Below are 24,351 nucleotides of genomic sequence, written 5' to 3' on the forward strand. Positions count from 1 at the left end.
AGATAGCGTGTCGGGGGCAGGATCGCCACCCGCTGAAAAGGGGAATTCCTGTGCCTGAGTTGATCGAAATCGAGAGCAAGACCTTCTCTGCACGCGATTTCAGGCTGGAAAGTGGCAAGACGCTACCCGTCCTCGAACTTGCCTACGAAACCTATGGCACGCTGTCGCCGGCCAAGGACAACGCCATCCTGGTCGTGCACGGCTATACCTCGTCCCATCACGCTGCAGGCAAGAATGCCTCCGGCAAACACGGCCGCGGCGTGACGGAAGGGGCGGCCGGCTGGTTCGACGGGCTGATCGGGCCGGGCAAGGCCATCGACACCGACCGCCACTTCGTCGTTTCGGTGAACGCGCTGGGCTCGGCGCACGGCAGCTCCGGTCCCAACTCGATCGATCCCGGCACCGGCAAGCCCTACGGCCCGACCTTCCCGGAAATCACCCTGCGCGACATGGTCGCCAGCCAGAAGTTGCTGGTCGATTCTCTCGGACTGAAGAGCCTCGTGGCCGTGGTCGGTCCGTCGATGGGCGGCTTCCAGTCGTTCCAGTGGGCCGCATCCTACCCGGGCTTCATGAAGGGCATCGCCGCCTCGGTCACCTCGCCGCGCGCGCCCGGCCGCCTGGGCGGGCTGGAGGCGCTTCAGAAGCGCCTCGCCAGCGACCCGAACTGGAACGGCGGCTGGTACTACGAGAACGGCGGCATCCCGGCCGCGCTGGAGCAGATCCGCTACGAGACGCTCTTGAACTACGGGCAGGGCGAAGCCGAGGCCAAGGTCGCCGCCAAGAGCTGGGCGCAGATCTACGACGGCCATTCGCTGGTCACCCTGCGCCGCGCGATCGACGGGTTCGACATCACCAAGCAGTACGACCAGCTCAAGCAGACCAAGGTCCTCTACGTCATCTCCAAGACCGACAAGCTGTTCGACCTCACCGACTGCGCCGCCCATGCGCTCGACATGCGCAAGGCCGGCGTCGATCTCACCTATGTCGAGATGCCGTCGGACAAGGGTCATATGGCGAGCCATGCCGACGCCGCGATGTGGGCCCCGATCCTCGGCGCCTTCATCAAGAGCCTGGCATGACCGAGGCGGCGTTCGCTCCGCAGGACGCCGCCGCGCTGCTGCGCTGGTACGTCGATCACGGGATCGACGAGACGATCGGCGAGGAAGCGATCGACCGCTTCGCGCTTCCGCCGCCGGCCGCCGTTGCCGCGGCCCCTGCGGCCACCGCGGGACCGGCCGCGTCGACACCTGTCGCTTCGTCACCGACCGCGCCGACACCGATCCGCGCGCCGGCCGCACCGGCGGTCGTGCGCGCGCCCGTGCCGCTGGAATCGCCGCAGCTCGCCGAAGACGCGCGCGAGGTCTCGCGCCGCGCGACCACCATCGCCGAACTCGAGGAAGCCGTGCGCGCCTTCGAGGGCTGCGCCCTGAAGCGCACGGCCAAGAACACGGTGTTCGCCGACGGCGTGGCCGGCGCGCCGGTGATGATCGTCGGCGAAGCGCCGGGCGCCGACGAGGATCGGCTCGGCAAGCCGTTCGTCGGCGTCAGCGGCCAGCTCATGGACCGCATGTTTGCCGCCATCGGCATGAGCCGCGAGCGCGACGTCTACATCACCAACATTCTGTTCTGGCGGCCGCCGGGCAACCGCACGCCGACTTTGTCCGAGCAGGCGATCTGCCTCGCCTTCACCCGCCGCCACATCGAGCTCGCCAAGCCCAAGATCGTGGTGCTGGCCGGTGGCACGGCGGTGAAGGCCGTGCTGAACACGGCCGAGGGCATCACGCGGCTGCGCGGCAAATGGACGACGCTCACGCTCGACGACGGCAGCGAAGTCCCGGCGCTGCCCACCTTCCATCCCGCCTATCTGCTGCGCACCCCCGCCAGCAAACGCCAGAGCTGGGCCGACCTGCTGTCGCTCGACAAGAGGTTGAAGGAGCTGGGCGTTCGCTGACGCGGCAGAGATCATCAAGCTGCACAAATGAATTCCGTCGTCTCGACCCGAGCGCCGCAGGCGCGTACCGGAGAGACCTCGCTTCAACAAAAAGCCGGCAAATCGTAGAGGGAAGGTCTCTCCGCCCCGCCTCGCTCCGCGAGGCTCCGGTCGAGACGATGGGATTATTTACATCCCCTTGGCTCAACCTACTTCCGCTCGCCTAACAGGCCGTTGAAACAGGTCTTTCAGAAGCACTCGCGAGCAACATTGTTGCGCCAAGGGGCACCCCGACACGGGATACAGGGGGTGCGACATCGGCTTCGTTTGTTTCGTTTATTTCGTTTGTTTCGTTTATGCGCCGGAATTCCGACATTCCCGCAGCCCGCTAGAGGCTCTTCTTCAGGAAGAACTTCTTATGGCCCGGCGGAAAGTCGTCGAGGGTGGCGAAGACTTCGTAGCCGCGCTTCTCGTAGAACGGGCGGGCCTGCCAGGTGTGGGTGTCGAGGTGCGCCGAGTGGCAGCCGCGCTGGCGGGCATAGTCTTCGGCGGCGTCCATGAGACGCGTGGCGTGGCCTTGGCCGCGCAGCGCCTCGTCGACCCAGAGGATCGACACGAACAGCCAGTCCGACCAGACGTAGCCGAGAAGGCCGCCCAGGGTTTCGCCCTTCTCGCCCTTCAGGAAAATCTTGCAGGGGTAGTAGTCGGACCTGCCGGTGCGGCTCGCATTGAACGTCGAAAGACGTTCGCCCACATAGCCCGCGGCGCGCGCGTTGTCGGGGTCGAAGACGAGCTCGACCTTCTCCATATCAGCGCCCCATCACCTCAGCGCATCGCGGCGCGCTGGCGGACCAGCGCCAGCACGCTGCGGCCGATCGGCATGTCGACACCGACCCATTCCGACATCTCGACGACGGCGCCCAGCAGCGCCTCGATCTCGAGCGGACGGCCGCGTTCGAGGTCCTGCAGCATCGAGGTCTTGTGGGACCCCACTTCGGCACCGCCGGCAATCCGCTTGTCGACGTTGATGGCGAACTTCACGCCGAGCTTCTCGGCGACGGCCTGGCCCTCGACCATCAAGGCGCGGCAGACGGCATGCGTGCCGGCATCGCCGATCACCTTGTCGAGGGTCGCACCGGTCAGCGCGCTGATCGGGTTGAAGGCCATGTTGCCCCAGAGCTTGACCCACAGCTCGTCGCGGATGCGCGGGCGCACCGGTGCCTTGAGACCGGCCTTGATCAGCAGCTCCGACAGCTTCGCTGCACGTTCGCTGCGGCTGCCGTCCGGCTCGCCGAGCGTGAAGCGGTCGCCGTAGGTGTGGTGGATCACGCCGGGCTCGACCACGTCGGCGGCCGGATAGACGATGCTGCCCAGCACCTGGGACGGCGGCAGCGCGGCCGTGAGTGCCCCGTCGGGATCGACCGACTCGATGCGCTTGCCTTCGAACTCGCCGCCCAGTTTGTAGCTGTACCACCAGGGCACACCGTTGATCGCCGCGACGATCGTGGTGTTCGGCCCGATCAGCGGCTGGAGCTGCGCCATCGCCGGCAGCAGCGAATGCGCCTTCAGGGTCAGCACGAGATAGTCCTGCGGCCCGATCTCCTTCGGATCGGTGGCGACGCGGGGTTCCGTCACCGTCTCCTTGCCTTCGCTCAGCAGGACGAGGCCCCGGGTGCGCAGCGCCTCGCCATGAGGGCCGCGCGCCACCACGGTGACGGGCGTGCCGGCCATTTCGAGCTTGGCCGCCATCAGGCCGCCGATCGCACCGGCGCCGAAAACGCAGATCGAGGTCACGGTGCGATCCTCAGGCCTTTGCCTCGCCCAGGCCGAGCTTGGCGGCCAGGCCGATGCGCTGCAGCTTGCCCGTGGCGCCCTTGGGGATCTCGCTCACGAACACGACCTTGCGCGGCACCTTGAAGTCGGCGGCGTGCTTGGCCACGAAGTCGCGCAGCTCACGCTCCGTCGCTTCCTGGCCCGAGCGCAGCACGACGACCGCGCCGACATCCTCGCCCAGCATGGGATGGGGAATCGCGAAGGTCACGACCTGCTCGACCGCCGGGTGATCCATCAGGATGGTGTCGACCTCGATCGGGCTGATCTTCTCGCCACCGCGATTGATGATCTCCTTCAGGCGGCCCGTCAGGAACAGGTAGCCATCCTCGTCGAAGCGGCCCTGGTCGCCGGTGCGGAACCAGCCGTCGGCGAAGGCCTTCAGGTTGGCGTCGGGATTGTTGTCGTAGCCCGCGGTGACGTTCGGCCCCTGGATCACGACCTCGCCGATCGTGCCCTGCGGCAGGAAGTGGCCGGCCTCGTCCATGATGGCGATCTTCGGACCCGCCGGCAGGCCGACGGCGCCCGGCTTGCGCTTGCCGGGCGGCAGCGCGTTGGACGCCATCTGGTGGCTGGCCTCGGTCATGCCGTAGGCCTCGATCACCGGGCAGTCGAACGCCGCCTCGAGTTCGAGCATGACCTGCGGCGGCAGCGAAGCCGACGAGGAGCGGATGAACCGCAGCTTGGCGGCCTTCGCGGCGTCGGCATGGCTGCGCAGGCGCGTCAGGATCGCCTGGTGCATGGTCGGCACCGCCGTGTACCAGGTGGGCTTCACCTCTTCGAGCTGGGCGAAGAAACGCAGCGCGTTGAAGCCCGGCGTGCAGGAAACCGCCGCGCCGGCGCCCAGCGACGACAGTGTCGCGGCGATCAGCCCGTGGATGTGGAACAGCGGCATGATGTTCATGCAGCGGTCGGCCGGCGTCAGCGCCAGCGAGGCCGCGATGTGACGCGCCGAGGCCGCGAGGTTGGCCGTCGACAGCGGCACGATCTTGGGCCGCGCGGTCGTGCCCGACGTGTGCAGCACCAGCGCGATCTCGCCGTCGACCGAGGTGCCGGGCTTGTCGGCCTTCGCCGGCTTCAGCGCAGACACGTCGAGCGTGAAGCTGCCGGCCGGACCGTCGGCGGTCGGGATCAGCTCGATGATCGGCACGCCGACCTTCTCGGCCATGCCGCGCACCGGGCTGTCCATGCCCTGCTGCACGATCACCGCCTTGGGCTTCAGATCGTCGAGATAGAACTCGAACTCGTCGGCGCGATAGGCCGGGTTGAGCGGCGCCGAGCTGGTGCCCGACGCGACGGCGATGAACGAGGACGCCATCTCGGGCCCGTTCGGCGCCACCATGGCGACGCGGTCGCCACGGCCGATGCCGACGGCGTTGAGCGTGGCCAGCGTATCGTCGGTCAGCTTCTTCAGGTCGCCATAGGTGAGCCACGGCCGGCCCGGCGCGCCGATCGCGGGCGCACCGGGCTTGCCCGCGGAGGCGACGTCATAAACGGTCTTGATCATCGTCTGTCCTTCAGGCCGCCGCCTTCTCGTCGGCCATGATGCGATCGTAGGCCGGCAGGGTCAGGAACTCGTAGAACTGCGGCTGCTCGACCAGGTCGATCATCAGCTGGGCGGCGTCCTCGTAGCGACCCTTGGCATAGGCCTCCTCGCCGATCTGCGCCTTTACCTTGTCGTTCTCCTCGCGCACGATCTCGCCGACGAGTTCCTTGGTGATGGTGCGGCCGTCGTCGAGCTTCTGGTTGTGGCGCACCCACTGCCAGACCTGCGCGCGGCTGATCTCGGCGGTGGCGGCGTCTTCCATCAGGTTGAACAGCGGCACGCAGCCGATGCCACGCAGCCAGGCCTCGACATAGCCGATCCCCACCGCCACGTTCTGGCGCAGGCCTGCCTCGGTCTTCGGACCCGTCGGGATCTGGATCAGGTCGGCGGCCGTGACGTGCACGTCCTGACGCTTGCGCGCGATCTGGTTGGCTTCCTTCATGACCGCGTCGAACTCGGCCTTGGCGATCGGCACCAGGCCGGGATGCGCGACCCAGGTGCCGTCATGGCCGTCGCCGGCCTCGCGCTTCTTGTCGGCATGGACGCGGCCCATCGCCTCGTCGTTGGCCTTCGGATCGTTCTTGATCGGAATCTGCGCCGCCATGCCGCCCATCGCATGCACTTCGCGGCGGTGGCAGGTCTTGATCACGAGCTGGCTGTAGGAGCGCAGGAAGTGCGAGGTCATGCCGACCGTGCCGCGATCGGGCAGCACCGCCCACTCCTGCTCGCGGAACTTCTTGATGAAGGAGAAGATGTAATCCCAGCGGCCGCAGTTGAGGCCAGCAGAGTGATCCTTCAGTTCCCACAGGATCTCGTCCATCTCGAACGTGGCGACGATCGTCTCGATCAGCACCGTGGCCTTGATCGACTTCTGCGGCACGCCGAGCGCGTCCTGGGCGGCAACGAACACGTCGTTCCACAGCCGCGCCTCGAGATGGCTCTCGAGCTTGGGCAGGTAGAAATACGGCCCGGTGCCGCGCGACAGCGCTTCCTTGGCATTGTGGAAGAAGTAGAAGCCGAAATCGAACAGCGAGCCCGACATCGGCTTCCCGTCGACCGTCATGTGCTTCTCGAGCAGGTGCCAGCCGCGCGGCCGCACGAACAGCACGGCCGTCTGGTCGTTCAGCTTGTAGGACTTGCCGCTGTTGGGATCGACATAGTCGATCTGGCGGCGGACGGCGTCGGCCAGATTGTACTGGCCCTCGACCATGTTGGCCCAGGTCGGGGTCGAGGCATCCTCGAAGTCGGCCATGAAGACGTTGGCGCCGCAGTTCAGCGCGTTGATGATCATCTTGCGGTCGACCGGCCCGGTGATCTCGACCCGGCGGTCCAGGATGTCCTTGGGCAGGGGCGCGACCGTCCAGTCGCTCTCGCGGATCTTGGCGGTCTCGGGCAGGAAGTCCGGCTTCTCACCGGCATCGAGACGCTTCTGGCGCTCGACGCGGAGCGCCAGCAGCTCTTCGCGCCGGGCATTGAACTTGCGCTGCAGGTCGGCGACGAAGGCGACGGCCTCCTTGGTGAGCACCTTTTCGAAGCCGGGCTTCATTGCGCCGTCGATGACCACGCCCGCTGGAAGGTCCAGAGCCGCCATTTTGTTTCCCCTCGATACCCAGGTTGAACGGGCGATTTAGCGCCGGAACCGTCGCCAGACCAGCCCGAATTCGATCGCGCCGGGCGAAATCCCCTATTGGCACGGGGGTTGCTCCCTGCACTGCAACGACACACGTCACTCGGGGGAGAAGACAGATGGTCGAGACCGCCGTCCATCCAGTGGACGAAAAGCTGCCGCTCGTGAAACTGCTGCCGCTCGGGCTGCAGCATGTCCTGGTGATGTATGCCGGTGCCGTCGCCGTCCCGCTGATCCTGGGTGGCGCGCTTAAGCTGCCGAAGGATCAGATTGCGATCCTCATCAACGCCGACCTGTTCGCCTGTGGCATCGTCACCCTGATCCAGTCGATCGGCTTCCGATGGTTCGGCATCCGCCTGCCTGTGATGATGGGCGTGACCTTCGCCGCCGTCGGCCCGATGCTGGCCATGGCCACCGATCCGCGCATCGGCCTGCTCGGCATCTACGGGGCGGTGATCGCGGCCGGCATCTTCGGCATCGTGATCGCGCCTTTCATCAGCCGCCTCCTGCCGCTGTTCCCGCCGGTCGTCACCGGCACGATCATCGCGGTCATCGGCATCTCGCTGATGCGCGTGGGCATCAACTGGGCAGCCGGCGGCATCGGCAACCCGCGTTTTGGCGATCCGCTCTACATCTCGGTCGCCTTCCTCGTCCTGCTGGTCATTCTCGGGATCACGAAATACCTCAAGGGGTTCTTCGCCAACATCGCCGTGCTGCTGGGCCTGGTCGCGGGCTTCGTCGTCGCGATGCTGCTGGGCCAGGTGAGTTTCGCGGGCGTCGCCGAAGCCGGATGGATCGAGCCGGTCTATCCGTTCCAGTTCGGTCTGCCGACGTTCGATGCGCTGGCGATCCTCACCATGTGTCTCGTCATGATCGTGGTGATGATCGAATCGACGGGCATGTTCCTCGCCCTGGGCGAACTCACCGACCGGAAGATCGACAAGGAGGATCTGACGCGCGGGCTGCGGGTCGACGGGTTGGGCACGCTGATCGGCGGCATCTTCAACACCTTCCCCTACACGTCCTTCTCCCAGAATGTCGGGCTGGTGGGAATCACCGGCGTTCGCAGCCGTTGGGTCACTGCGACGGGCGGCGTCATCATGCTGGCGCTCGGCCTGTTCCCGAAGATCGCCACCGTCGTGGCCTCCGTGCCGCAGTTCGTGCTGGGTGGGGCGGGAATCGTCATGTTCGGCATGGTCTGCGCAACCGGCATCAGGATTCTCTCGCGCGTCGATTTCCGCGGCAATCCCAACAACGCCTACATTGTGGCGATCAGCATCGGTCTGGGTATGATCCCCCTTGTCTCGGAGCGCTTCTTCGGCCAGATGCCGAAGGCGCTGGGACCGCTGCTTCACAGCGGCATCCTGCTGGCCTCGATTTCCGCGGTCCTGCTCAACGCCTATTTCAACGGTATGAAGGGCAGCGCGGATGCCGCCGCCGAGGCGGCGGCGGCCGGGCGGGAGAACGACGCGGCGCACTGAGCCCGGCGGGAGGGGGGAGACGGAATGGACGCTGCTTTCGTTGTCGACTGGCTGAACCTGCTGCTGCGCTGGGCTCACATGATCGTGGGCATCGCCTGGATCGGCGCCTCCTTTTATTTCATCTGGCTGGACAACCATCTGCACAAGCCGCTCGACCCGGCCGACGAGGCCAGGGGGATCGGCGGCGAGGTCTGGGCAGTCCATGGTGGCGGCTTCTACACGGCCAAGAAGTTCAAGGTGGCGCCCGAGCGGCTGCCGCCGGAACTGCATTGGTTCAAGTGGGAAGCCTACACCACGCTCGTCACCGGCTTCTTCCTGCTCTGCCTCGTCTATTACTACGGGGCCGAGGTCGCGCTGATCGACCCGTCGGTCCTGCCGCTGACGAGACCGCAGGCGATCGCCATCGGGCTCGGCTTCCTCGTGCTGGGCTGGCTGGTCTACGACTTTCTCTGCCGGTCGATCCTGGGCCAGGACGAGGTCGTGCTGGGCGGCCTCGTCTTCCTCTACTGCGTCGCCGCCGCCTGGGCGCTCTGCCACATCTTCTCCGGCCGCGGCGCCTACATCCATTTCGGCGCGATGCTCGGCACCATCATGGTGCTGAACGTCTACTTCGTGATCATCCCCGGCCAGCGCGAGCTGGTGAAGGCCAAGGAAGAAGGCCGCATCCCCGATCCGATCCACGGGCTGCGCGGCCGCCAGCGCTCGGTCCACAACACCTATTTCACACTGCCCGTGCTGTTCACGATGATCAGCAACCATTACGCCGGCCTCTACGGCCACGAATGGAACTGGGTGCTGCTGCTGACGATCTCGATTGCCGGCGCCCTGATCCGGGTGTGGTTCGTCCAGCGCCACAAGGGCAACGCCAACCCGCTGGTGCTGGCCGCGGGCTTCGTCTTCATCGCCTTCACCGCCCTGCTCGCCCTGCCGCGTCCCAGCGCCGACGGCGGCGGCCCGGTCGCCTTCGCCGAGGTCCAGCCCATCATCCAGGCGCGCTGCACACCCTGCCATGCCGCCAAACCCACCCAGGAAGGCTTCCTGGCACCGCCCAAGGGACTGATGCTCGAGACGCCCGCGCAAATTCACGCCATGGCCGCGGCGATCAACCAGCAGGCGGCCGCCTCGCGCGTCATGCCGCCCGGTAACATGACGAACATTACCGATGCCGAGCGCCGCATGATTGCGCGCTGGTTCAAAGGCGGCGCACAATAGAGGCATGAACCTCCGCTCCCGCGGCGTGCCGTGGCGCCGTCTCCTGACGGCGGCGCTGGCGGCGGTCGCGATCTTCCTCTTCTGGACCCAGACTTCAGAACGCGGCCATCGCGAGGCCGCGCGCGGACCTGCGATCTCCGCCGAGGCGCGCGAGGCGGGCCAGGGCTGGGGCGCGAGCGTAGGCTTCGCCGACCAGCGCCGCCTCGACGATCACTACCAGAAGCATGGCAGCGAGTTCGGTCGCATCACCAAGCAGGACTATCTTCGACAGGCGCAGCTCCTGCGCGACGCCAAGGTCGGCGGACCGATCCTCGAGACGGTGCGGCGCGATGGTGTCGTGACGCGTTTCGACCGTGACACCGGCGCCTTCATCGCCTTCAATGCCAACGGCGTCATCCGCACCTTCTTCAAACCCAACGACGGCGAGCGCTACTACCGCCGACAATCCGAAAGAGGGAACGATTGAACCCGACGTCACCACCGCCCGGCCCGCCCAACGTGGCCGACCTTCAGGAACTGATCGACCAGTGGGCGACTTTCGCCCGCGGCCTCGAGCGGGAAGACTACACGTTCGATCTCGACAACTGGCTGAACGACGTCGACGTGCGCGAGCTGATTCTCGAGGCCCTGCCGATGTTCGGCCGCGAGGAGATGGGCGACCACGCGCTGAAGCTCGACGAGGCCGATCGGGCCTTCATGGCCGCGACGCGTGATTTCAAGCGCTGCGTCTGGGGCGGCGGCACCGCCCGCAAGGAACATTGGACCGCCCAGAAGAACTGGTGGTACTTCCGCACACCGGCCCGCTCCAACTCCCAGCTTGAAGACGAGCTCGCCACGGTTCGCTAAGACGATGGCATGAGCACGCCGAAAATCGTGGTCGAGGCCCAGGGGCCAGTGACCACCATCATCATCAACCGGCCGCAGGCCCGGAACGCCCTCGACAACGAGGCCGCGCATGGCCTCGCCGATGCCCTGCGCGCCTTCGAGGCCGATGCCGAGGCGCGCGTCGCCGTGCTGACCGGCGCGGGCGGCGCCTTCTGTGCCGGCGCCGATCTCAAGGAGCTGGGCTCGGGTACCGACTATTTTCCCTGGGCCGGCAGCGACCGGGGGCCGCTGCGCGCGCCCCTGTCCAAGCCGGTGATCGGCGCCATCGAGGGCCATGCCTGCGCCGGCGGGCTGGGGGTCGCGCTGTTCTGCGACATCCGCATCGTCGACGACACCGCGACCTTTGGTGTGTTTTCACGCCGCTGGGGCGTGCCGATGAGCGACGGCACGACCGTTCGCCTGCCGCGCATCGTCGGCCAAGGCCGCGCCATGGACATGCTGCTGACCGGCCGCGCCGTCGGCGCCGACGAGGCGATCGCGATCGGGCTGGCCACACGAAAGGTGGCGCGCGGCACGACGCGCGCGGAGGCCGAGACCCTGGCCCGCCAGATCGCGGGCTTCCCGCCGATCGCCATGACGTCGGATCGGCAGTCCGCCTACGAGAGTTTCGACCGCGACGAGGCGTCGGCGATCCGTCGCGAGATGGAACTGTCGCTGGACGCAAGGCGACAGGAATCGCAGGGCGGCGCGGCGCGCTTCGCCCAGGGCGAAGGCCGGCACGGCCAGTTCAAGAAGTAATCAAAGAGGTAGGGATATGCGGGCGCTTGTTTGTCATGCCTATGGTCCGATCGACAGCCTGAAGGTCGAGGACATTCCCCAGCCCGCGCCAAAGGCGGGCGAGGTTCTGGTTCGGGTCCGCGCCGCCGGCGTGAGCTTCGCTGCGATGCTGGGCGTACAGGGCAAGCACCAGAACAAGCCCGCCCTGCCCTACGTCCCCGGCAACGAACTGGCCGGCCATGTCGTGGCGCTGGGCGACGGGGTGACCAATGTCGCCGTCGGCGACCGCATCGCGACGGGCGTCAGCCAGGGCGCTTTCGCGGAGTACGCGACGGCCGCAGCCGCGAACCTGGTGCAGATTCCCGAGATCATGCCCTACGCCGAGGCGACCAATTTCCCGACGCTCTATCCCACCGCCTATGGCGCCCTGAAGTGGAAGGCCAACCTGCAGCCCGGCGAAGTGCTGCTGGTGCATGGCGCGGGCGGCGGCTCGGGCCTCACCGCCATCGAGGTCGGCAAGGCCATGGGCGCGGTGGTGATCGCCAGCGCCGGCGGCGCCGACAAGTTGAAGGCGGCCGGCGAGGCCGGCGCCGATCACCTGATCGACTATCGCTCCGAGGACCTGCGCACCAAGGTGCTCGACCTGACCGGCGGGCGCGGCGCCGACGTGATCTACGATCCGGTCGGCGGATCGGCCTTCGAAGCGTCGCTGCGGTGCGTGGCGCCCGAGGGCCGGATCATTCCGATGGGCTTCGCCAGCGGCACCGTCCCGCAGATTCCGGCCAACATCCTGCTGGTCAAGAACGTGACGGTGATCGGCTTCTACTACGGCTACTGGAATGGCTGGGGCGGCAAGGGTGTTCCCTCGCCGAAGGAAGCGGAGGCGCTCGTGAAGCGTCGTGCGCTGGTGGCGGAGGCCCAAAAAGACCTCACGCGTTGGTTCACCGAAGGAAAGCTCAAGGCAACGGTCGCCGCGACCTGCGACCTTGCAGATTGGGTGAAGGCTTTTCGCCTGATCGAGGAGCGCACCGTCGTCGGCAAGGCCGTGCTGGTTCCGTAAGACGCGGGCGCTTGTCGGTCGTGCGTTCGTTCCGGCATAGTGGGTTCAATGCCGGTCCAGTGGACGATCTCCAAGCCGCACCGCCTCGTGATCGCCGTCGCGCGCGATGAGCTGCGGCTCAAGGATGTCGAAAACTATCTCGACGGCGTGGCCATCGCCGACGTGCTGTCCTACCGCAAGATCTTCGACATGACCCACGCCACGGTGATGTTGAACGACGCCGACATGATGGTGATCGGTGCCCGCATCCGAGCCTACATGCAGGTCAGCACGTTGGGGCCCCTCGCCATCGTCGCAGTCACGGAAGAGGCCTACCAGCAGGCAAGCCTGTTCGAGGTGCTGGCCCAGGGCGACCGCCCGGTGAAGATCTTCCGCGAACTGCACCATGCCCGCGAGTGGCTGGACGCCTTCGACTCGGGCTCCTAGGAGCGCGCCTTTCCGGCTGTGCTCCCTCGACTAGGCCGGCCACACTTTCGGAAAAGTCTCGCATTCGAGCCGGTCGCCCGGCTTCAGCCCATGGCCCTGGATGGGCGGCGAGATCTGGCCGGCGCGGGCGCCGTAGCGGGCATCGTCGCCGCACCAGCGCGTCGCCCAGGCACGACGGCGACGGGCGCTCGAACGGTTGCCCGAGGCGCCATGCAGGGTGAGCGCGTGGAAGGCGATGACGTCGCCCGGCTCCATGTCCCAGGCGAGGAACTCGTGGCTGCCGCGCTCGGCATCGAGATCGGGCAACGGCTCGAAGCGGCTGTCCTGGACCTGCAGGTCGACGCCGCCCTGCTTGAAGAATTTGGGCTGGAACCAGCGGCCCCAGCGATGCGAGCCCCTCACGTATTCGACGCAGGTCTCGCGGTCGACTGGGTCGAGCGGCGTCCACAGCGAGATGACCTGCTCGCCGTCGATCGGATAGTAGGGCTGGTCGTGATGCCAGGGCGTGCGCTCCTGCGTGCCCGGCTCCTTCACCAGCAGATGGTCGTGATAGTAGACGACTTCCTTCGAGCCCATGAGGCTCGCCACGATCTCGCGTGCGGGCGATTCATAGACGAAGGCGCGAGCCGCGGGGTGGCGCTGCCAGAGCTGGAAGTCGACGAAGAACAGGCCGGGCGCGCCCTGCGGCGTGTTGATCCGCACCATCGGCCCCGGAGTCTTCATGTCGTCGTCCACCGCCGCGCGCATCCGCTCGATCCACTCCAGCGGAATGGCGTTGCGCAGGCAGACCGCGCCATCCTCGCGGTAGCGGGCGATTTCGGCATCGGTCGGCATCGGCATCGGACGTCAGCTTCCCTGAAGCATGCGCAGCGGCGTGTAGATCAGGACCGTCTCGCCCTTCTGGTTCTTCACCAGGTTGGTGGTCCGCACCAGCGCGCGCATCGGGTCCTTGGAGGTCGGCTTGATCTCGGTGATCTCGATCTCGACGTGGATCGTGTCGTTGACGTAGGTCGGACCCTTGATATCGAAACCCATCGACAGGAAGGCGAGGCCCGTTCCCTGCAAAGTCGTCGGGATCACCAGACCTTCGGCCATGGAATAGACCAGGGCCCCCGGCACGGGATGGCCGCCGCGCATCGGCGCATGCTCGCGAATGTACTCCCGGTTCGTGAACAGCTCCTCGGAAAAGCCGCAAAGGGTCACGAAATTCAGCAGGTCGGCCTCGAAGATCGTTCGGCCATAGGTGACGAACTTGTCGCCGACCTTGAGGTCGCGCCAGTTCCAGCCTTCACCGAGCTGTTTCATGGGGTCGATCCCTCAGTGAGCGTGGGCGGGATGTGCGCCTTCGCGCAGCTTGTAGAGCCTGCTGCAGTAGGGACACTCGACGTGTCCTTCCGGGCCCAGGTTGAGGTACACTTTGGGATGGCCCAACGCGCCGCCACCGCCATCGCAGGCGACGCGGTCAGTATCGACAGTGATGACTTCAAACGGCTCCGTCACGATCCCACTCCTGTTACGCCGGCGGATGATAGCGGCCTCCGCGGCCGCGGTCATGCTCTCAGCCTGCGCCCCGACGGTCGTTCCGGCGGGCGGCGCGGTGCAGACGCCGCGGCTGACCGAGGACCGTTATGTCGCGGCGGACGGAACTTCGCTACCGCTGTCGGTCTGGCCTGCGGCAAACGGCGCCCCAAAGGCGGTCATCCTGGCCCTGCACGGCTTCGGCGACTACCGCATGGCCTGGGAGGAGCCGGCCGGAAGCTGGGAGGGCGCCGATATCACCACCTACGCCTACGATCAGCGCGGCTTCGGTGACAGCCCAACCCGCGGCCGCTGGCCGGGCACGGACACCCTGGTCGACGATGCCAAGACGGTCGCCGCCCTGGTGCGGGCCCGTCATCCCGGCGTGCCCTTCTATCTGGCCGGCGAGAGCATGGGCGGGGCCGTGGTGCTGGTGGCCGCCGATCGCGGGACCGAATCCGACGGGCTGATCCTGTCGGCGGCGGCCGTCCGCTCGCGCGATACGTTCGGACCCTTGGCCAGCGCCGGTCTGTGGTTCTTCGCCCATACCATCCCCTGGATGCCCGCCGGCCCGACCTCGATCGACTACAAGCCGACCGACAATCCCAAGACCATCGACAAGCTGCGCAACGACCCGATGATGCTGCGCCAGCCCCGCCTCGACATGGCCTACGGGCTGGTCGACCTCATGGATGACGCACGCGCATCAGCTGCCCGGGTCAAGGAGCCCTATCTCATGATGTACGGGCTGGGCGATCGCATCGTGCCGCAGGAACCGGTCAAGGCGGCCATCGCAATCATGCCGCCGCGGCCCGATTCGAAGCTCGCCTTCTACAAGAACGGCTACCACCTGCTGATGCGCGACAAGGCGGGACCGGCCGTCACGGAAGATGTCGCGGCGTGGATTTCAAATCACGAGGCCCAGCTCCCGTCGGGGGCGGACGCCTCGAAATCCCTGCCCGAGATGGCGAGCCTCTGGGGATCGAAGCGCAGCGGTCAGGCCAGCGTTAGGCCCCGCAGCGAATGATGACCGAAGCGGCGCCGCGCAGCTCCGCCATGTCGCCGCGCGTCGGCATGTTTTCCATCTTCAGCGTCTTGTAATCGCCGCCCGTGCTGCCGCACATCGCGACCGCGCGGGTCTGACAACCGCCGGGTTCCTTGCAGCTGATCGCGATGGCGGGCTTGCCGTCGGTCCAGGTCACCGTAGTCGCATTCGTTTCCGTCCGGGGATCCTCGCCGGGCGTGCTCTTCGCCATGCCGCAGGCCGCGACCAGACCCGCGATGCCCATCACGAACATCCACTGCATCGTCGATCGCGTCGTCATTCTCTCTCCCCTTGGCCCCTTCGAGGGACCCTCGACAGTACCTCGCGCCGCCGGACAGGTGCAAGGTCGCGCGATTCATGACCTACTGCGGGACATGAAAGCCTGCCTCGGTATCCTGGTTTCGTGCGCCATCGCCGCCGCCGTGCTGGCCCCCGCTTCGGCGCGCGCCCAGCAGACCGACCCGCAACTGGCGGCACGCTGCGCCCAGCTCGGGTCGCTCTACGACCGTTACAACACGCAACGGGGCGAAGGCTCCGGCGGCCCCAACCTGGCGCGTCTCGGGGCCGGCGTCGATTGTCAGAAGGGCCGCTACCAGCAAGGCATCAAGGCGCTGGAGGAGCTCCTCCAGCGCAACCGGATTCCCTATCCGCCAGCAAGCTGAGGGCTACTTGCCCTTCAGCTTGAACTCGCGCCACAGCACGATGCCGGTGGCATTGTCGAGCGCCATCCCGTCGAGCTGTTTCTTGAGCTCGTAGGCCGTGGGACGCCAGATGAGCGTGCTCTCCCCGCTCGCGCCCTCGAAGCGGCCCGTGCCGCCGGTCAGTTTGAACGTGCCGCGACAGCCGACGAGTTCGTAGCCGGCACACTCCCATTCGCCCCAGCCGGTGGCGCCATCGTAGGCCGTGAAGGTGCAGGCACCCGAAGCGCTGGTCTTGCGGCTTTCCTGGTCGATCTTCGACGACAGCGCGCAGCCCACGCGGCCGGCCTGCTGCGGCCCCTCGTCGGTCTCGATGAACATGGGACCGGCCAGATTGCCCGCCACGACGAGCTGCTTTTCCGCGGCCCGCACAACCGAGCCGTTGGCAAGCACCACCGCGAAGGCATTGAAGGTCTGTGTTTCGTCCTGCGCGAAGGCGGGCGCGGCGGCCAGGAAAACGAGGGCGCCCGCGAGGGCGCGGCTGAACATCGTCATGGCCGCCTCACTTGAAGTCGATGATGACGGCGTCGGCGCCGAGCGACACGGCCAGCCCCTGGCGGCGCGTCTTCAGGTCGATCATCACGCCGTTGGTGTTTTCCAGCCACATCTCGCCCTTGCCCTTGTCGCCGTAGGCCGCGCCGTAGCGCGCCTGGCCGTAGGCGCCGGGAAACTGGCGCAGTTCCTTCAGATTGTAGACGTCGCCATAGGCTTCCATCTTCGAGACGCCGAACCCGCCGACGCCCAGGCCGCCGACCGAGAAGCGATAGTAGCGACCCTCGTAGTGCAACGTACCACTGCCGACATTGCCGCTGCCGAAGAAGGCCACCTGGACCTGCTCGATGGTGACGGTTCCGGACTTGACCCGCTGCTGGGCGATCGCCGGCGCCGCCAGCATGCTACCCACGGCCCCCACGGACCCGATCAGCGCCTGCCGGCGCCCCAGCAACCCTGCTCTCTTAACGCTCATCCAACTCTCTCCCCGATCAGCCGTCGCCCCTCATCACGCATCGACGACGGCCGTAGCCTCAATTTCGACCAGCAGCCCCGGCACGGCAAGGGCGCTCACGGCCACCAGCGTCGATGTGACCACCGCCCCCTTCAGCGACTTGGACAAGGCCGTCGTCACGGCCCCCATGTCGCGAATATCGGTCACGTAGATCGTCGTCCGCACGAGATCGCCCAGTTTCGCCCCGGCAGACTTCAGTCCGGCCTCGATCTTGCGCATGGTGATCGCCGTCTGCTGGGCCGCATCCTTGCCCTGAACCTGCCCCTTGGGATTGAGCGAGGTCGTGCCCGACACGAAGACGAATGGACCGCTCTTGATGGTGCGCACGTAGAAGCCCGCCACCTCGGTGCCGTCGGGAAAGACTTTCTTGGCCATGCCTTGCTCCAGCTTCGATGCGCTATGGTGGCATTTTAGGCGGCCGTTCGGGCCGGGCAAAGGAGGAAGCCGTGTCTCTCGATCGCTATCGTACCGCCATCGTCACCGGGGCGAGCCGCGGCATCGGCGCGGCCGTCGTCCGCGAGCTCACGATCGGTGGGCTCGACGTCTATGCCGTCGCCCGCTCCGCCGACGATCTGACGGACCTGGCGCGGGAAACCGGCTGCCGGCCGATGGCCCTCGACATCTCCCATCGCGACGCGGTGCTGAGCGCCCTGGGCTCGCTCGATGCCGACATCCTGGTCAACAACGCCTCCGCCCCGGTGCGGGGCGGCCTGTCGTGGGAGACCGCGCCCGACGACATCGCCACGCTGATGGACGTGAACCTGCGCGGCACCCTCAACTGCCTGGCCGCCGTCGTGCCCGGCATGCGGGGGCGCGGGCTCGGCCACATCGTCAACCTCGGCTCGACGTCGGGCACCTGGGCGCTGCCCGGCATGCCGGTCTATGCCATGACCAAGGCCGCCATCCACAATCTCAGCCAGACGCTGCGCCTCGACCTGCACGGGTCGGGCGTGCGGGTGACCGAGATCTCGCCGGGCCGGGTCGAGACCGGCGCCCATCTCGGCCTGATGGAGGATCGCGAGGAGGGACGGCGCCGCTTCTACGAGGGCTTCGAGACTCTGCAGCCGACCGACATCGCCGAAGCGGTCATGTTCGTGCTGGGCGCACCGCAGCGCATGGACGTGAGCTTCATGGAGATCGTGCCGACCGACCAGTCGTATGGCGGCTCGCAATTCCATCGCCGGGGCTGAGACCCGGCACGTCGCTTGCAGAGCCATCGTCCGTCGATCAATCAGGAAATCATGAGCCCCCAGAATCTCGCTGCCATCCTCGACCCGCAGGCGCCCGCCGACCGGCCCTTCATCATCGAGGTCTCGCCCGAGGGCGACGAACAGCTTCGCCTGAGCTACGGCGAAGCGCGCACCCGTATCGCCGCCCTGGCGCGCGGCCTGCTGAAGCGTGGGCTCGGGCGCGGCGAGGCCGTGGCCATCGTCGCGGCCAACAGCGCCGACTATCTGGTGCTCTACATGGCCACCATGGCGGCCGGGCTCGTGTCGGTCTGCGTCAATCACAAGCTGCCGCGCGAGACCGTGGCGCATATCATGACGGACTCGGCCATCAAGCTCGCGATCGCCGACGCCGAGCGCGCGCCGCTGGTCGGTTCGCTGGTGCCGACCGTCGCCATCGAGGAGATCGACGGTTTGCTGGACGCAGGGTCGTTCGAGCCGTTCGACATGGCGCCGGAAGAAGTCGCCATGATCCTCTACACGTCGGGCTCGACCGGCCTGCCCAAGGGCGTGCCGCTCACGCATGGCGGCTACCTCTGGGCGACCGGCGCGACGCCGGAGCAGCGGCCCGGCATCGAGGGCCAGAAGATCATCATCGCCGCGCCGCTGTTCCACATGAACGGCCTGTTCAGCGCCAAGATGGCGATGATCAACGGCGGCACGATCGTGCTGATGACCAATTTTACGGCCCGCGGCTTCATCCGCGCGATCGATCGCCAGCGCGTCGCGATGATCACCTCGGTGCCGACCATGCTCGCGCTGGTGATGCGCGAGACGGAGGAACTGGCGAAGGCCGACCTCGGCTGCGTCACGACGGCGGTCACCGGCTCGGCGCCCTCGACGGCGGAATTCTTCGAGCAGATGCACCGGATGTTCCCCAATGCCGAGACGGCCAACAGCTGGGGCACCACGGAATCCGGACCGCTGGGCTTCGGACCGCATCCCGACGGCGTCGCCAAGCCCATGGGCTCGCTCGGCTATCCTCGCGCCAACATCGAGGTGAAGTTCGTCGGCGGCACCGAGACCGGCGCGACGCAGGGCGTGCTGCACATCCGCACGCCGGCGCTGATGAGCGGCTATCTCAACCGCGAGGCCGACACCAAGAAGCGCCTGATCGACGGCTGGTACGACACCGGCGACGTGATGCGCCGCGACGAGAACGGCTTCGTCTTCTTCGTCGGCCGCGCCGACGACATGTTCCAGTGCGGCGGCGAGAACGTCTATCCCGGTGAGGTCGAGAAGCTGCTCGGCCGGCATCCCGACGTGGCCCAGGCCTGCGTCGTGCCGGTGCCGGACGAGATCAAGTACCAGCTCCCGGTCGCGTTCGTCGTCCGCAAGCCCGGCACGTCACCGACGGAGGAAGCGCTGCGCCGCTTCGCCCTCGACAATGGCCCCGCCTACGCCCATCCCCGCGCGGTGTGGTTCGTCGACGAGTTGCCGCTCGCGGGAACGAACAAGATCGACCGCAAGACCCTGGTCGACCGCGCCGTCGCGACCTACGCGCGCGACGACGCGAAGCGGGTTTGACCTCAAAGGAGCGCGCCACTCCAGTGGCGCCTCACGATCATGAGCGCCACTGGAGTGGCGCGCTCCGCTGATTGGCCGCGTCAAGAATCCGCGGTAAACCCGATCTTCTTCACGATCGGGCCCCAGCGGTCGTAGCTCTCCTTCAACAGGGCGCCGAGTTCCTGCGGCGTCGAGGATTTCACCTCGAGGCCCATCACGGCGAGGCCGTCGATCACGTCCTTCTGCGCGAGCGCGGCGCGAAGCGCTTCGTTGGCGCGCATCACGACCGGCGCCGAGGTGCCGCCCGGGGCGAAGAAGCCGAACCATTCGGAGAAGACGAGGTCCTTGTAGCCCTGCTCGGCGAAGGTCGGGACGTCAGGTGCGAAGCGGCTGCGGGTGGCGCCCGAGACGCCAAGGAAGCGCGCCTTGCCGGCGGCGACCTGCTGCGTGAACTCGCCGACCGGGCCGGACACGGCCTGGATCTGGCCGCCGACCATGTCCTGCACGGCAGGCTGTGTGCCACGATAGGCGACATGCTTCAGCTCGACGCCGCCCGCCTGACCCAGCAGCACGCCGATGAAGTGCGGCACCGAACCGGCAGCCGGCGAGCCGTAGTTGGCCTTGTCCGGATTGGCTTTGCACCAGGCCAGGAACTCCGGGATGTTCTTCACGCTGTCGGGCACGGCCGGGCCGACGCAGAAGCCGAAATCGAAGGTGCAGGCGAGCGTCACCGGGGTCACGTCGGTGAAGGCATCGTAGCTGAGCTTCTTGTAGATGTGCGGATAGATCATCAGCATCGAGGCCGGCGTCTGCAGGATGACGCTGCCGTCGGTCGCCGCGCCCTTCATCGACTGGATGGCGATCTGGCCGCCGGCGCCGGCCTTGTTCTCGACGAGGGCCACCTTGGTATAGGCGGTGTTCTTCAGCCCCTCGGCGACGCGACGGCACAGCGTGTCGGAGGTGCCGCCCGGCGGAAAGCCGGTGATGATGCGCACGGTCTCGAGCGGCGGGGTGCCCTGCGCGCCGGCACGGCCGGCAAGGCCCATGGCGGCGAGTGCGGCAGCAGCGCCCGAAGCGCGGACGAAGCCGCGGCGGTTCTGGTCGGTCATGTCGTTTCTTCCTCCCGGTTTATGCGCGGACTGTCGCCCAAACCGGCCGCCGCGCCAAGCCCGCCAGGCCGTCAGCGTGGCTATTTACGCTTCACGGCGTCGAGTTCCGGGACCGGGAAGTCCTTCCAGCCCGGCACTTCCGAGACCTCCGGGAATTCCTCGCCGAACGGCCTGGTGGCATCGATGCCGACCGAGGAGGAGTAACCGCCGTTGGTGTAGGGATCGAGCGGCGCGGCGGCGGTGCGGTCGACGACGAAGACGTCCTGGCTCGGCTTGACCCGGAACGACTGCGCCCATTCGACCTCGGCGGCGTTGCGGATGTCGATGTCGGGATCGACGACGATGACCCATTTCGGATGAAGGTTGCCGGCCATCGCCGCAAGGATCGCCTGGCGCGCCTCCCCTTCGTAGCGTGGCTTCATGGCGATCACGACATAGGTCTGCACGCCGCCCGAGCTGTTGATGGAGACGTCGCTGATCGTCGGGAACTGCGCCTGGAGCTGGCGCAGGATCGAGGTCTCGAACGGGATCTGCTTCAGGACGTGGTTCTCGGTGATCGGCTTGCCGGTCAGCAGCCCCTGGAAGATCGCGCCCTTGCGATGGGTGATCGCGGTGATCTGTGCGACCGGCTTCAGCGAGGCCGGCGTGTAGTAGCCGGTATATTCGCCGAGCGGGCCTTCGACCTTCTGGATGTTGGTGTCGACGGTGAACTCGATCACGATCTCGGCCCAGGCCGGCACCTTCATGTCGTTGGTGACCGCCTTGGCGAGCTCGACGGGAGCACCCCGCAAGCCACCCGACACGAACCAGTCGTTGGTCGAATCGCTCGACTGTATCTGGCAGGAATACATGGTCAGCGGATCGACGCCGATCACCAGCGCGCCGCGCAGTTGCTTCCCCATCTGGGTGGCATGGGCGATGTTCTTGCCGAAGCGATGGTTGGACGCCGAGAAGACGCCAAGCTCCCTCGGCCCGTGGACCTGCATCCGGTAGTTTCCGATGTCGGGAACGCCGGTCTCGAGATTCTCGGACACGACGATGCCGGCAGTGATGTAGGGGCCGCCGTCCTTCGGGCTGTAGATCGGCACCGGCAGCTTGGTGACATCGATCGCATCGCCCGTCAGCACGACCTCCTGGCACGGCGGCGTGCCCTCGAAGTCGACGGGCGCGATCGGGGTGTTGATGCCCTTGAGGACCTTCTCATGGATCGTCTGCTCGGTCGCCTCGAAGGCCATCAGCGCCAGCCGGCGGTTGCCGTAGACGCCCGCGACCAGGGGAAACCCGGTCCCGGTCTGCTTGAACATCAGGGCGGGGCCCTGCATCGCGCTTGCCCTGGCGAGGGCCTTTGCGACATCGTATTTCACGGCGACCGGCCGATCGATCTCGACGAGTTCGCCCGCGTTCTTCAAGGCCGTCAGGAAGGCACGCATATCTTGGTAGGGCATGGTCAATCCGTCCTTGCGGTTCGCGAGTACAAAGCGTGATGCGTAAGTTGCTGGCCGATATCCATCGCCACGACATCGAGGCAGCCATTCGCGTCGCCGTGGCGGTGGGCCTGCCGCTGCTGGCGCTCGAGGTCATCGGCCGTCTCGATCTCGCCGTCTATGCCGCGTTCGGCGGGCTGGCGATGCTCTACGGCCACAACGAACCCTCGAGAAAGCGTGTCGAGAGCCAGGTCATCGCCGGCACGGGTCTGGTCGTTACCATGGCGGTCGCCATGGCCTGGTCCGCTTCGCACGCCCCTCTCGCGGTGCTGGGCGTCCTGCTTGCCCTCACCGTGATCGCCGGCGTCACGCTGGGATCTGCGATGCGCTGGATACCGCGCGGGGAGATGTTCTTCGTGCTGGTGCTGCTGATCATCGCGGCCATTCCCACGAAATGGGAAAGCCTGCCGCTTAGCCTCGCGGTCGGTGCGGGCGGCGCGTCCTTCTCGGTGCTGCTCGCCGTACTGAACCGTATCGGCGCGCCACCGGGCGAACCCGACCCCGATGGATGGCGCCGCCGCCTCGCTGCGGGCTACGCCGATCTCGACCGGCGGCAGCATCTCGTCCTGCTGGCAGCTGCCATGCTCGGCATCCTGGCCGCCTGGGTTTTGGCGCTCGCCTTGGGCATGGGCCATCCGTTCTGGGCGGCGGTCACCGTCGCGGCCCTGATGCCGGCACTGGCCGCCAAGGATGTCTGGCACCGCGCCATCCATCTCATGCTGGGTACCCTGGGCGGCGTGACCATTGCCGCCTTGCTGTTCTCCTTCGAACCCGGCCCTCTCGCGCTTATCGGAATCATCGTCGTCTGCCAGGCCGTCGCAGAGGTCGCGGTGTCGCGCAACTACGGCGTGGCCCTGCTCTTCTTCTGCCCGCTGGCCATCGGCATGAGCAACCTCAGCCGCGGCGCTCCGTGGCCGCCCATCCTGGTCGACCGGGTGGCCGAAGCTGCGCTGGGCGTGGCGGTCGCTTTCCTCACGATCTTCGCAGGCCGCAGGATCCTCAAGGTGACTTGAGCGGACGGGCGGCACGCCGTGCCTACTGGTCGGAGACCTGGAAGGGGATGTCGCCCTCTTTGGCCTTCGTTCCCTGCACCGTGATCACCGCCCAGTGCAGCACGTAATTGCCGGGCGGCAGAGTCGGCGCAGCAGCGAACAGCACTTCCGGGGCCGATTCCAGACGCGGGTGCAGGCGCTCGACCACCTTGTCGCCCTGCTTGATGACCAGGGTCGACTTGATGTGATCGACCGGCCGGTCGAAGCGCACGAAGAAGGCGCTGCTCTTGAGGCCGATCCGGGCATGGGCCGCCGGTGTCGACTCGACCACGTGGACGTCGTCCGACGGCTGCTGGGCATACCCTGCAGAAACCGAGCCCATCCCCAGCAGCAGGGCAGCGATCGTCAGGCGTCGCAACATCATTTGCCACTCCTGCGTTTGGCGATGGTCGGCTTCTCCACGCCCGAGGGACCGCTCCATCGCGGGAAGGTCTTGGTGTCGAGACCGAACAGGTCGAGCACGCGCGCGACGGAATGCGTCACGATCTCGTCGACGGTTTTGGGCCGCGTGTAGAAGGCCGGCGACGGCACCGCGACGATGGCGCCCATCTCGGTGACGGCCAGCATGCTCTTGATGTGGCCGGCATGCAGTGGCGTCTCGCGGAACATCAGCACGACCCGCCGCCGCTCTTTCAGGCAGACGTCGGCGGCGCGGGAGACGAGGCCCGAGGTCACCCCCGTCGCGATCTCGCTCAGGGTGCGCACCGAGCAGGGTGCCACGATCATGCCCATCGTCTGGAACGAGCCGCTCGAGATCGAAGCCGCGATATCACCGGGCGCATAGACCTTGTCGGCCAGCGCCCGCAGTTCCGCGGCCGAGACGTCGGTTTCGAGCGAGCGCGTCTGGTCGCCCGCCTTGGAGATCACGAGATGGCTCTCGATCTTCAGCGCCCGCAGCGCCTCGAGCACGCGGATGCCATAGACCGTTCCCGACGCGCCGGTAATGCCGACCACCATGCGCCGCACGGGTTCGCTCGCTGCCATTTGAGGTGC

General features: G+C 67.0%; 29 protein-coding genes. 14 read left to right on the top strand and 15 right to left on the bottom strand.

All coding sequences use genetic code 11. The features are described from left to right. The first annotated feature begins 50 nt into the window (after positions 1-50). The gene (locus ACQY78_RS10410; RefSeq protein WP_428685297.1) at positions 51-1,079 is read left to right on the top strand and encodes a homoserine O-acetyltransferase family protein; all 1,029 of its coding nucleotides are present in this window, start codon (positions 51-53) and stop codon (positions 1,077-1,079) included. Continuing rightward, positions 1,076-1,951 carry a uracil-DNA glycosylase gene (locus tag ACQY78_RS10415; protein ID WP_428685299.1) on the top strand — a complete coding sequence of 292 codons (876 nt, stop codon included), beginning with the start codon at positions 1,076-1,078 and terminating at the stop codon, positions 1,949-1,951. Before ACQY78_RS10410 ends, ACQY78_RS10415 begins: the two co-directional genes overlap by 4 nt. Before the next feature lie 367 nt (positions 1,952-2,318). Here ACQY78_RS10415 and ACQY78_RS10420 read toward each other — a convergent pair whose 3' ends face one another. The 4 genes from ACQY78_RS10420 to aceB are packed head-to-tail and all read right to left on the bottom strand — an operon-like array spanning position 2,319 to position 6,897. Further along, complete coding sequence (locus ACQY78_RS10420; RefSeq protein ID WP_428685301.1) at positions 2,319-2,738, bottom strand: GNAT family N-acetyltransferase; 420 nt, start codon at positions 2,736-2,738, stop codon at positions 2,319-2,321. A gap of 17 nt (positions 2,739-2,755) precedes the next feature. Then, on the bottom strand, positions 2,756-3,724 hold the full coding sequence (locus ACQY78_RS10425; RefSeq protein WP_428685303.1) for a 2-dehydropantoate 2-reductase: 969 nt from the start codon (positions 3,722-3,724) through the stop codon (positions 2,756-2,758). 10 nt (positions 3,725-3,734) lie between these two features. Beyond that, entirely contained in the window at positions 3,735-5,267 is a 1,533-nt protein-coding gene (locus ACQY78_RS10430) for an acyl--CoA ligase (RefSeq protein WP_428685305.1), read from the bottom strand. A 10-nt stretch (positions 5,268-5,277) separates the two neighbouring features. Then, positions 5,278-6,897, bottom strand: coding sequence for a malate synthase A (aceB, locus tag ACQY78_RS10435; RefSeq protein ID WP_428685307.1), 1,620 nt, complete (start codon positions 6,895-6,897; stop codon positions 5,278-5,280). 155 nt (positions 6,898-7,052) lie between these two features. On the opposite strand from aceB, the gene ACQY78_RS10440 reads away from it, so the two are divergent. Genes ACQY78_RS10440 through ACQY78_RS10470 form a run of 7 tightly spaced genes read left to right on the top strand, consistent with a single transcriptional unit; the run spans position 7,053 to position 12,714 of the window. Continuing rightward, positions 7,053-8,414, top strand: a complete 1,362-nt coding sequence (locus tag ACQY78_RS10440; RefSeq protein WP_428685309.1) for a nucleobase:cation symporter-2 family protein — start codon at positions 7,053-7,055, stop codon at positions 8,412-8,414. Positions 8,415-8,438: 24 nt separating this feature from the next. Next, a complete protein-coding gene (locus ACQY78_RS10445) occupies positions 8,439-9,626 on the top strand; it encodes a urate hydroxylase PuuD (RefSeq protein ID WP_428685311.1) in 1,188 nt (395 codons plus the stop codon). Positions 9,627-9,630: 4 nt separating this feature from the next. Then, positions 9,631-10,092: a hypothetical protein gene (locus tag ACQY78_RS10450; RefSeq protein WP_428685313.1), complete on the top strand. Its 462-nt coding sequence runs from the start codon at positions 9,631-9,633 to the stop codon at positions 10,090-10,092. Then, entirely contained in the window at positions 10,089-10,472 is a 384-nt protein-coding gene (locus tag ACQY78_RS10455) for a hypothetical protein (RefSeq protein ID WP_428685315.1), read from the top strand. The genes ACQY78_RS10450 and ACQY78_RS10455 overlap by 4 nt, the downstream gene beginning before the upstream one ends. A gap of 9 nt (positions 10,473-10,481) precedes the next feature. Then, complete coding sequence (locus tag ACQY78_RS10460) at positions 10,482-11,249, top strand: crotonase/enoyl-CoA hydratase family protein (protein WP_428685317.1); 768 nt, start codon at positions 10,482-10,484, stop codon at positions 11,247-11,249. 16 nt (positions 11,250-11,265) lie between these two features. After that, on the top strand, positions 11,266-12,288 hold the full coding sequence (locus tag ACQY78_RS10465; RefSeq protein WP_428685319.1) for an NADPH:quinone oxidoreductase family protein: 1,023 nt from the start codon (positions 11,266-11,268) through the stop codon (positions 12,286-12,288). A gap of 48 nt (positions 12,289-12,336) precedes the next feature. Then, complete coding sequence (locus tag ACQY78_RS10470) at positions 12,337-12,714, top strand: hypothetical protein (protein WP_428685321.1); 378 nt, start codon at positions 12,337-12,339, stop codon at positions 12,712-12,714. Between the two features lie 30 nt (positions 12,715-12,744). Here ACQY78_RS10470 and ACQY78_RS10475 read toward each other — a convergent pair whose 3' ends face one another. Genes ACQY78_RS10475 through ACQY78_RS10485 form a run of 3 tightly spaced genes read right to left on the bottom strand, consistent with a single transcriptional unit; the run spans position 12,745 to position 14,214 of the window. Further along, complete coding sequence (locus ACQY78_RS10475; protein ID WP_428685323.1) at positions 12,745-13,554, bottom strand: phytanoyl-CoA dioxygenase family protein; 810 nt, start codon at positions 13,552-13,554, stop codon at positions 12,745-12,747. Between the two features lie 6 nt (positions 13,555-13,560). Then, positions 13,561-14,019: a MaoC family dehydratase gene (locus ACQY78_RS10480; protein WP_298310298.1), complete on the bottom strand. Its 459-nt coding sequence runs from the start codon at positions 14,017-14,019 to the stop codon at positions 13,561-13,563. A gap of 12 nt (positions 14,020-14,031) precedes the next feature. Further along, a complete protein-coding gene (locus ACQY78_RS10485; RefSeq protein WP_425067437.1) occupies positions 14,032-14,214 on the bottom strand; it encodes a zinc-finger domain-containing protein in 183 nt (60 codons plus the stop codon). Between the two features lie 52 nt (positions 14,215-14,266). On the opposite strand from ACQY78_RS10485, the gene ACQY78_RS10490 reads away from it, so the two are divergent. Next, positions 14,267-15,259, top strand: a complete 993-nt coding sequence (locus ACQY78_RS10490; RefSeq protein WP_428685326.1) for an alpha/beta hydrolase — start codon at positions 14,267-14,269, stop codon at positions 15,257-15,259. On the opposite strand, the gene ACQY78_RS10495 is transcribed toward ACQY78_RS10490, so the two are convergent. Continuing rightward, positions 15,240-15,557 carry a hypothetical protein gene (locus ACQY78_RS10495; protein ID WP_428685328.1) on the bottom strand — a complete coding sequence of 106 codons (318 nt, stop codon included), beginning with the start codon at positions 15,555-15,557 and terminating at the stop codon, positions 15,240-15,242. The genes ACQY78_RS10490 and ACQY78_RS10495 overlap by 20 nt on opposite strands. Before the next feature lie 94 nt (positions 15,558-15,651). On the opposite strand from ACQY78_RS10495, the gene ACQY78_RS10500 reads away from it, so the two are divergent. Next, positions 15,652-15,939, top strand: coding sequence for a hypothetical protein (locus ACQY78_RS10500; protein WP_428685330.1), 288 nt, complete (start codon positions 15,652-15,654; stop codon positions 15,937-15,939). Between the two features lie 3 nt (positions 15,940-15,942). Here ACQY78_RS10500 and ACQY78_RS10505 read toward each other — a convergent pair whose 3' ends face one another. The 3 genes from ACQY78_RS10505 to ACQY78_RS10515 are packed head-to-tail and all read right to left on the bottom strand — an operon-like array spanning position 15,943 to position 17,356. Next, positions 15,943-16,470 carry a hypothetical protein gene (locus tag ACQY78_RS10505; protein ID WP_428685332.1) on the bottom strand — a complete coding sequence of 176 codons (528 nt, stop codon included), beginning with the start codon at positions 16,468-16,470 and terminating at the stop codon, positions 15,943-15,945. Positions 16,471-16,477: 7 nt separating this feature from the next. Beyond that, a complete protein-coding gene (locus ACQY78_RS10510; protein ID WP_428685334.1) occupies positions 16,478-16,942 on the bottom strand; it encodes a hypothetical protein in 465 nt (154 codons plus the stop codon). Between the two features lie 33 nt (positions 16,943-16,975). Continuing rightward, positions 16,976-17,356, bottom strand: a complete 381-nt coding sequence (locus ACQY78_RS10515; RefSeq protein ID WP_428685336.1) for a Rid family hydrolase — start codon at positions 17,354-17,356, stop codon at positions 16,976-16,978. 71 nt (positions 17,357-17,427) lie between these two features. On the opposite strand from ACQY78_RS10515, the gene ACQY78_RS10520 reads away from it, so the two are divergent. Both ACQY78_RS10520 and ACQY78_RS10525 read left to right on the top strand, forming a co-directional pair. Further along, positions 17,428-18,171, top strand: coding sequence for an SDR family oxidoreductase (locus ACQY78_RS10520; RefSeq protein WP_428685338.1), 744 nt, complete (start codon positions 17,428-17,430; stop codon positions 18,169-18,171). Positions 18,172-18,222: 51 nt separating this feature from the next. Then, entirely contained in the window at positions 18,223-19,734 is a 1,512-nt protein-coding gene (locus ACQY78_RS10525) for a class I adenylate-forming enzyme family protein (protein WP_428685340.1), read from the top strand. Positions 19,735-19,814: 80 nt separating this feature from the next. Here ACQY78_RS10525 and ACQY78_RS10530 read toward each other — a convergent pair whose 3' ends face one another. Next, a complete protein-coding gene (locus tag ACQY78_RS10530) occupies positions 19,815-20,822 on the bottom strand; it encodes a Bug family tripartite tricarboxylate transporter substrate binding protein (protein ID WP_428685342.1) in 1,008 nt (335 codons plus the stop codon). A gap of 80 nt (positions 20,823-20,902) precedes the next feature. After that, entirely contained in the window at positions 20,903-22,267 is a 1,365-nt protein-coding gene (locus tag ACQY78_RS10535; RefSeq protein WP_428685344.1) for a UbiD family decarboxylase, read from the bottom strand. A gap of 38 nt (positions 22,268-22,305) precedes the next feature. Here ACQY78_RS10535 and ACQY78_RS10540 point away from each other — a divergent pair, with 38 nt between their 5' ends. Further along, positions 22,306-23,319, top strand: coding sequence for an FUSC family protein (locus ACQY78_RS10540; RefSeq protein ID WP_428685346.1), 1,014 nt, complete (start codon positions 22,306-22,308; stop codon positions 23,317-23,319). Between the two features lie 22 nt (positions 23,320-23,341). On the opposite strand, the gene ACQY78_RS10545 is transcribed toward ACQY78_RS10540, so the two are convergent. After that, positions 23,342-23,722 carry a copper resistance protein CopC gene (locus tag ACQY78_RS10545; protein ID WP_428685348.1) on the bottom strand — a complete coding sequence of 127 codons (381 nt, stop codon included), beginning with the start codon at positions 23,720-23,722 and terminating at the stop codon, positions 23,342-23,344. Further along, positions 23,719-24,342: a UbiX family flavin prenyltransferase gene (locus ACQY78_RS10550; RefSeq protein WP_428685350.1), complete on the bottom strand. Its 624-nt coding sequence runs from the start codon at positions 24,340-24,342 to the stop codon at positions 23,719-23,721. The genes ACQY78_RS10545 and ACQY78_RS10550 overlap by 4 nt, the downstream gene beginning before the upstream one ends. Between the last annotated feature and the right edge of the window lie 9 nt (positions 24,343-24,351).

This window comes from Reyranella sp. (assembly GCF_965279625.1).
GTDB lineage: Bacteria > Pseudomonadota > Alphaproteobacteria > Reyranellales > Reyranellaceae > Reyranella.

What these genes read in the sequence shown, in the direction of transcription:
- ACQY78_RS10420 (WP_428685301.1), bottom strand. Translation starts at nt 2,738, where the DNA reads ATGGAGAAGGTCGAGCTCGTCTTCGACCCCGACAACGCGCGCGCCGCG.
- ACQY78_RS10440 (WP_428685309.1), top strand. Translation starts at nt 7,053, where the DNA reads ATGGTCGAGACCGCCGTCCATCCAGTGGACGAAAAGCTGCCGCTCGTG.
- ACQY78_RS10470 (WP_428685321.1), top strand. Translation starts at nt 12,337, where the DNA reads ATGCCGGTCCAGTGGACGATCTCCAAGCCGCACCGCCTCGTGATCGCC.
- ACQY78_RS10545 (WP_428685348.1), bottom strand. Translation starts at nt 23,722, where the DNA reads ATGATGTTGCGACGCCTGACGATCGCTGCCCTGCTGCTGGGGATGGGC.
- ACQY78_RS10550 (WP_428685350.1), bottom strand. Translation starts at nt 24,342, where the DNA reads ATGGCAGCGAGCGAACCCGTGCGGCGCATGGTGGTCGGCATTACCGGC.
- ACQY78_RS10505 (WP_428685332.1), bottom strand. Translation starts at nt 16,470, where the DNA reads ATGACGATGTTCAGCCGCGCCCTCGCGGGCGCCCTCGTTTTCCTGGCC.
- ACQY78_RS10530 (WP_428685342.1), bottom strand. Translation starts at nt 20,822, where the DNA reads ATGACCGACCAGAACCGCCGCGGCTTCGTCCGCGCTTCGGGCGCTGCT.
- ACQY78_RS10445 (WP_428685311.1), top strand. Translation starts at nt 8,439, where the DNA reads ATGGACGCTGCTTTCGTTGTCGACTGGCTGAACCTGCTGCTGCGCTGG.
- ACQY78_RS10535 (WP_428685344.1), bottom strand. Translation starts at nt 22,267, where the DNA reads ATGCCCTACCAAGATATGCGTGCCTTCCTGACGGCCTTGAAGAACGCG.
- ACQY78_RS10430 (WP_428685305.1), bottom strand. Translation starts at nt 5,267, where the DNA reads ATGATCAAGACCGTTTATGACGTCGCCTCCGCGGGCAAGCCCGGTGCG.
- ACQY78_RS10500 (WP_428685330.1), top strand. Translation starts at nt 15,652, where the DNA reads ATGAAAGCCTGCCTCGGTATCCTGGTTTCGTGCGCCATCGCCGCCGCC.
- ACQY78_RS10490 (WP_428685326.1), top strand. Translation starts at nt 14,267, where the DNA reads ATGCTCTCAGCCTGCGCCCCGACGGTCGTTCCGGCGGGCGGCGCGGTG.
- ACQY78_RS10475 (WP_428685323.1), bottom strand. Translation starts at nt 13,554, where the DNA reads ATGCCGATGCCGACCGATGCCGAAATCGCCCGCTACCGCGAGGATGGC.
- ACQY78_RS10525 (WP_428685340.1), top strand. Translation starts at nt 18,223, where the DNA reads ATGAGCCCCCAGAATCTCGCTGCCATCCTCGACCCGCAGGCGCCCGCC.
- ACQY78_RS10515 (WP_428685336.1), bottom strand. Translation starts at nt 17,356, where the DNA reads ATGGCCAAGAAAGTCTTTCCCGACGGCACCGAGGTGGCGGGCTTCTAC.
- ACQY78_RS10480 (WP_298310298.1), bottom strand. Translation starts at nt 14,019, where the DNA reads ATGAAACAGCTCGGTGAAGGCTGGAACTGGCGCGACCTCAAGGTCGGC.
- aceB (WP_428685307.1), bottom strand. Translation starts at nt 6,897, where the DNA reads ATGGCGGCTCTGGACCTTCCAGCGGGCGTGGTCATCGACGGCGCAATG.
- ACQY78_RS10465 (WP_428685319.1), top strand. Translation starts at nt 11,266, where the DNA reads ATGCGGGCGCTTGTTTGTCATGCCTATGGTCCGATCGACAGCCTGAAG.
- ACQY78_RS10460 (WP_428685317.1), top strand. Translation starts at nt 10,482, where the DNA reads ATGAGCACGCCGAAAATCGTGGTCGAGGCCCAGGGGCCAGTGACCACC.
- ACQY78_RS10495 (WP_428685328.1), bottom strand. Translation starts at nt 15,557, where the DNA reads ATGACGACGCGATCGACGATGCAGTGGATGTTCGTGATGGGCATCGCG.
- ACQY78_RS10415 (WP_428685299.1), top strand. Translation starts at nt 1,076, where the DNA reads ATGACCGAGGCGGCGTTCGCTCCGCAGGACGCCGCCGCGCTGCTGCGC.
- ACQY78_RS10510 (WP_428685334.1), bottom strand. Translation starts at nt 16,942, where the DNA reads ATGAGCGTTAAGAGAGCAGGGTTGCTGGGGCGCCGGCAGGCGCTGATC.
- ACQY78_RS10540 (WP_428685346.1), top strand. Translation starts at nt 22,306, where the DNA reads ATGCGTAAGTTGCTGGCCGATATCCATCGCCACGACATCGAGGCAGCC.
- ACQY78_RS10450 (WP_428685313.1), top strand. Translation starts at nt 9,631, where the DNA reads ATGAACCTCCGCTCCCGCGGCGTGCCGTGGCGCCGTCTCCTGACGGCG.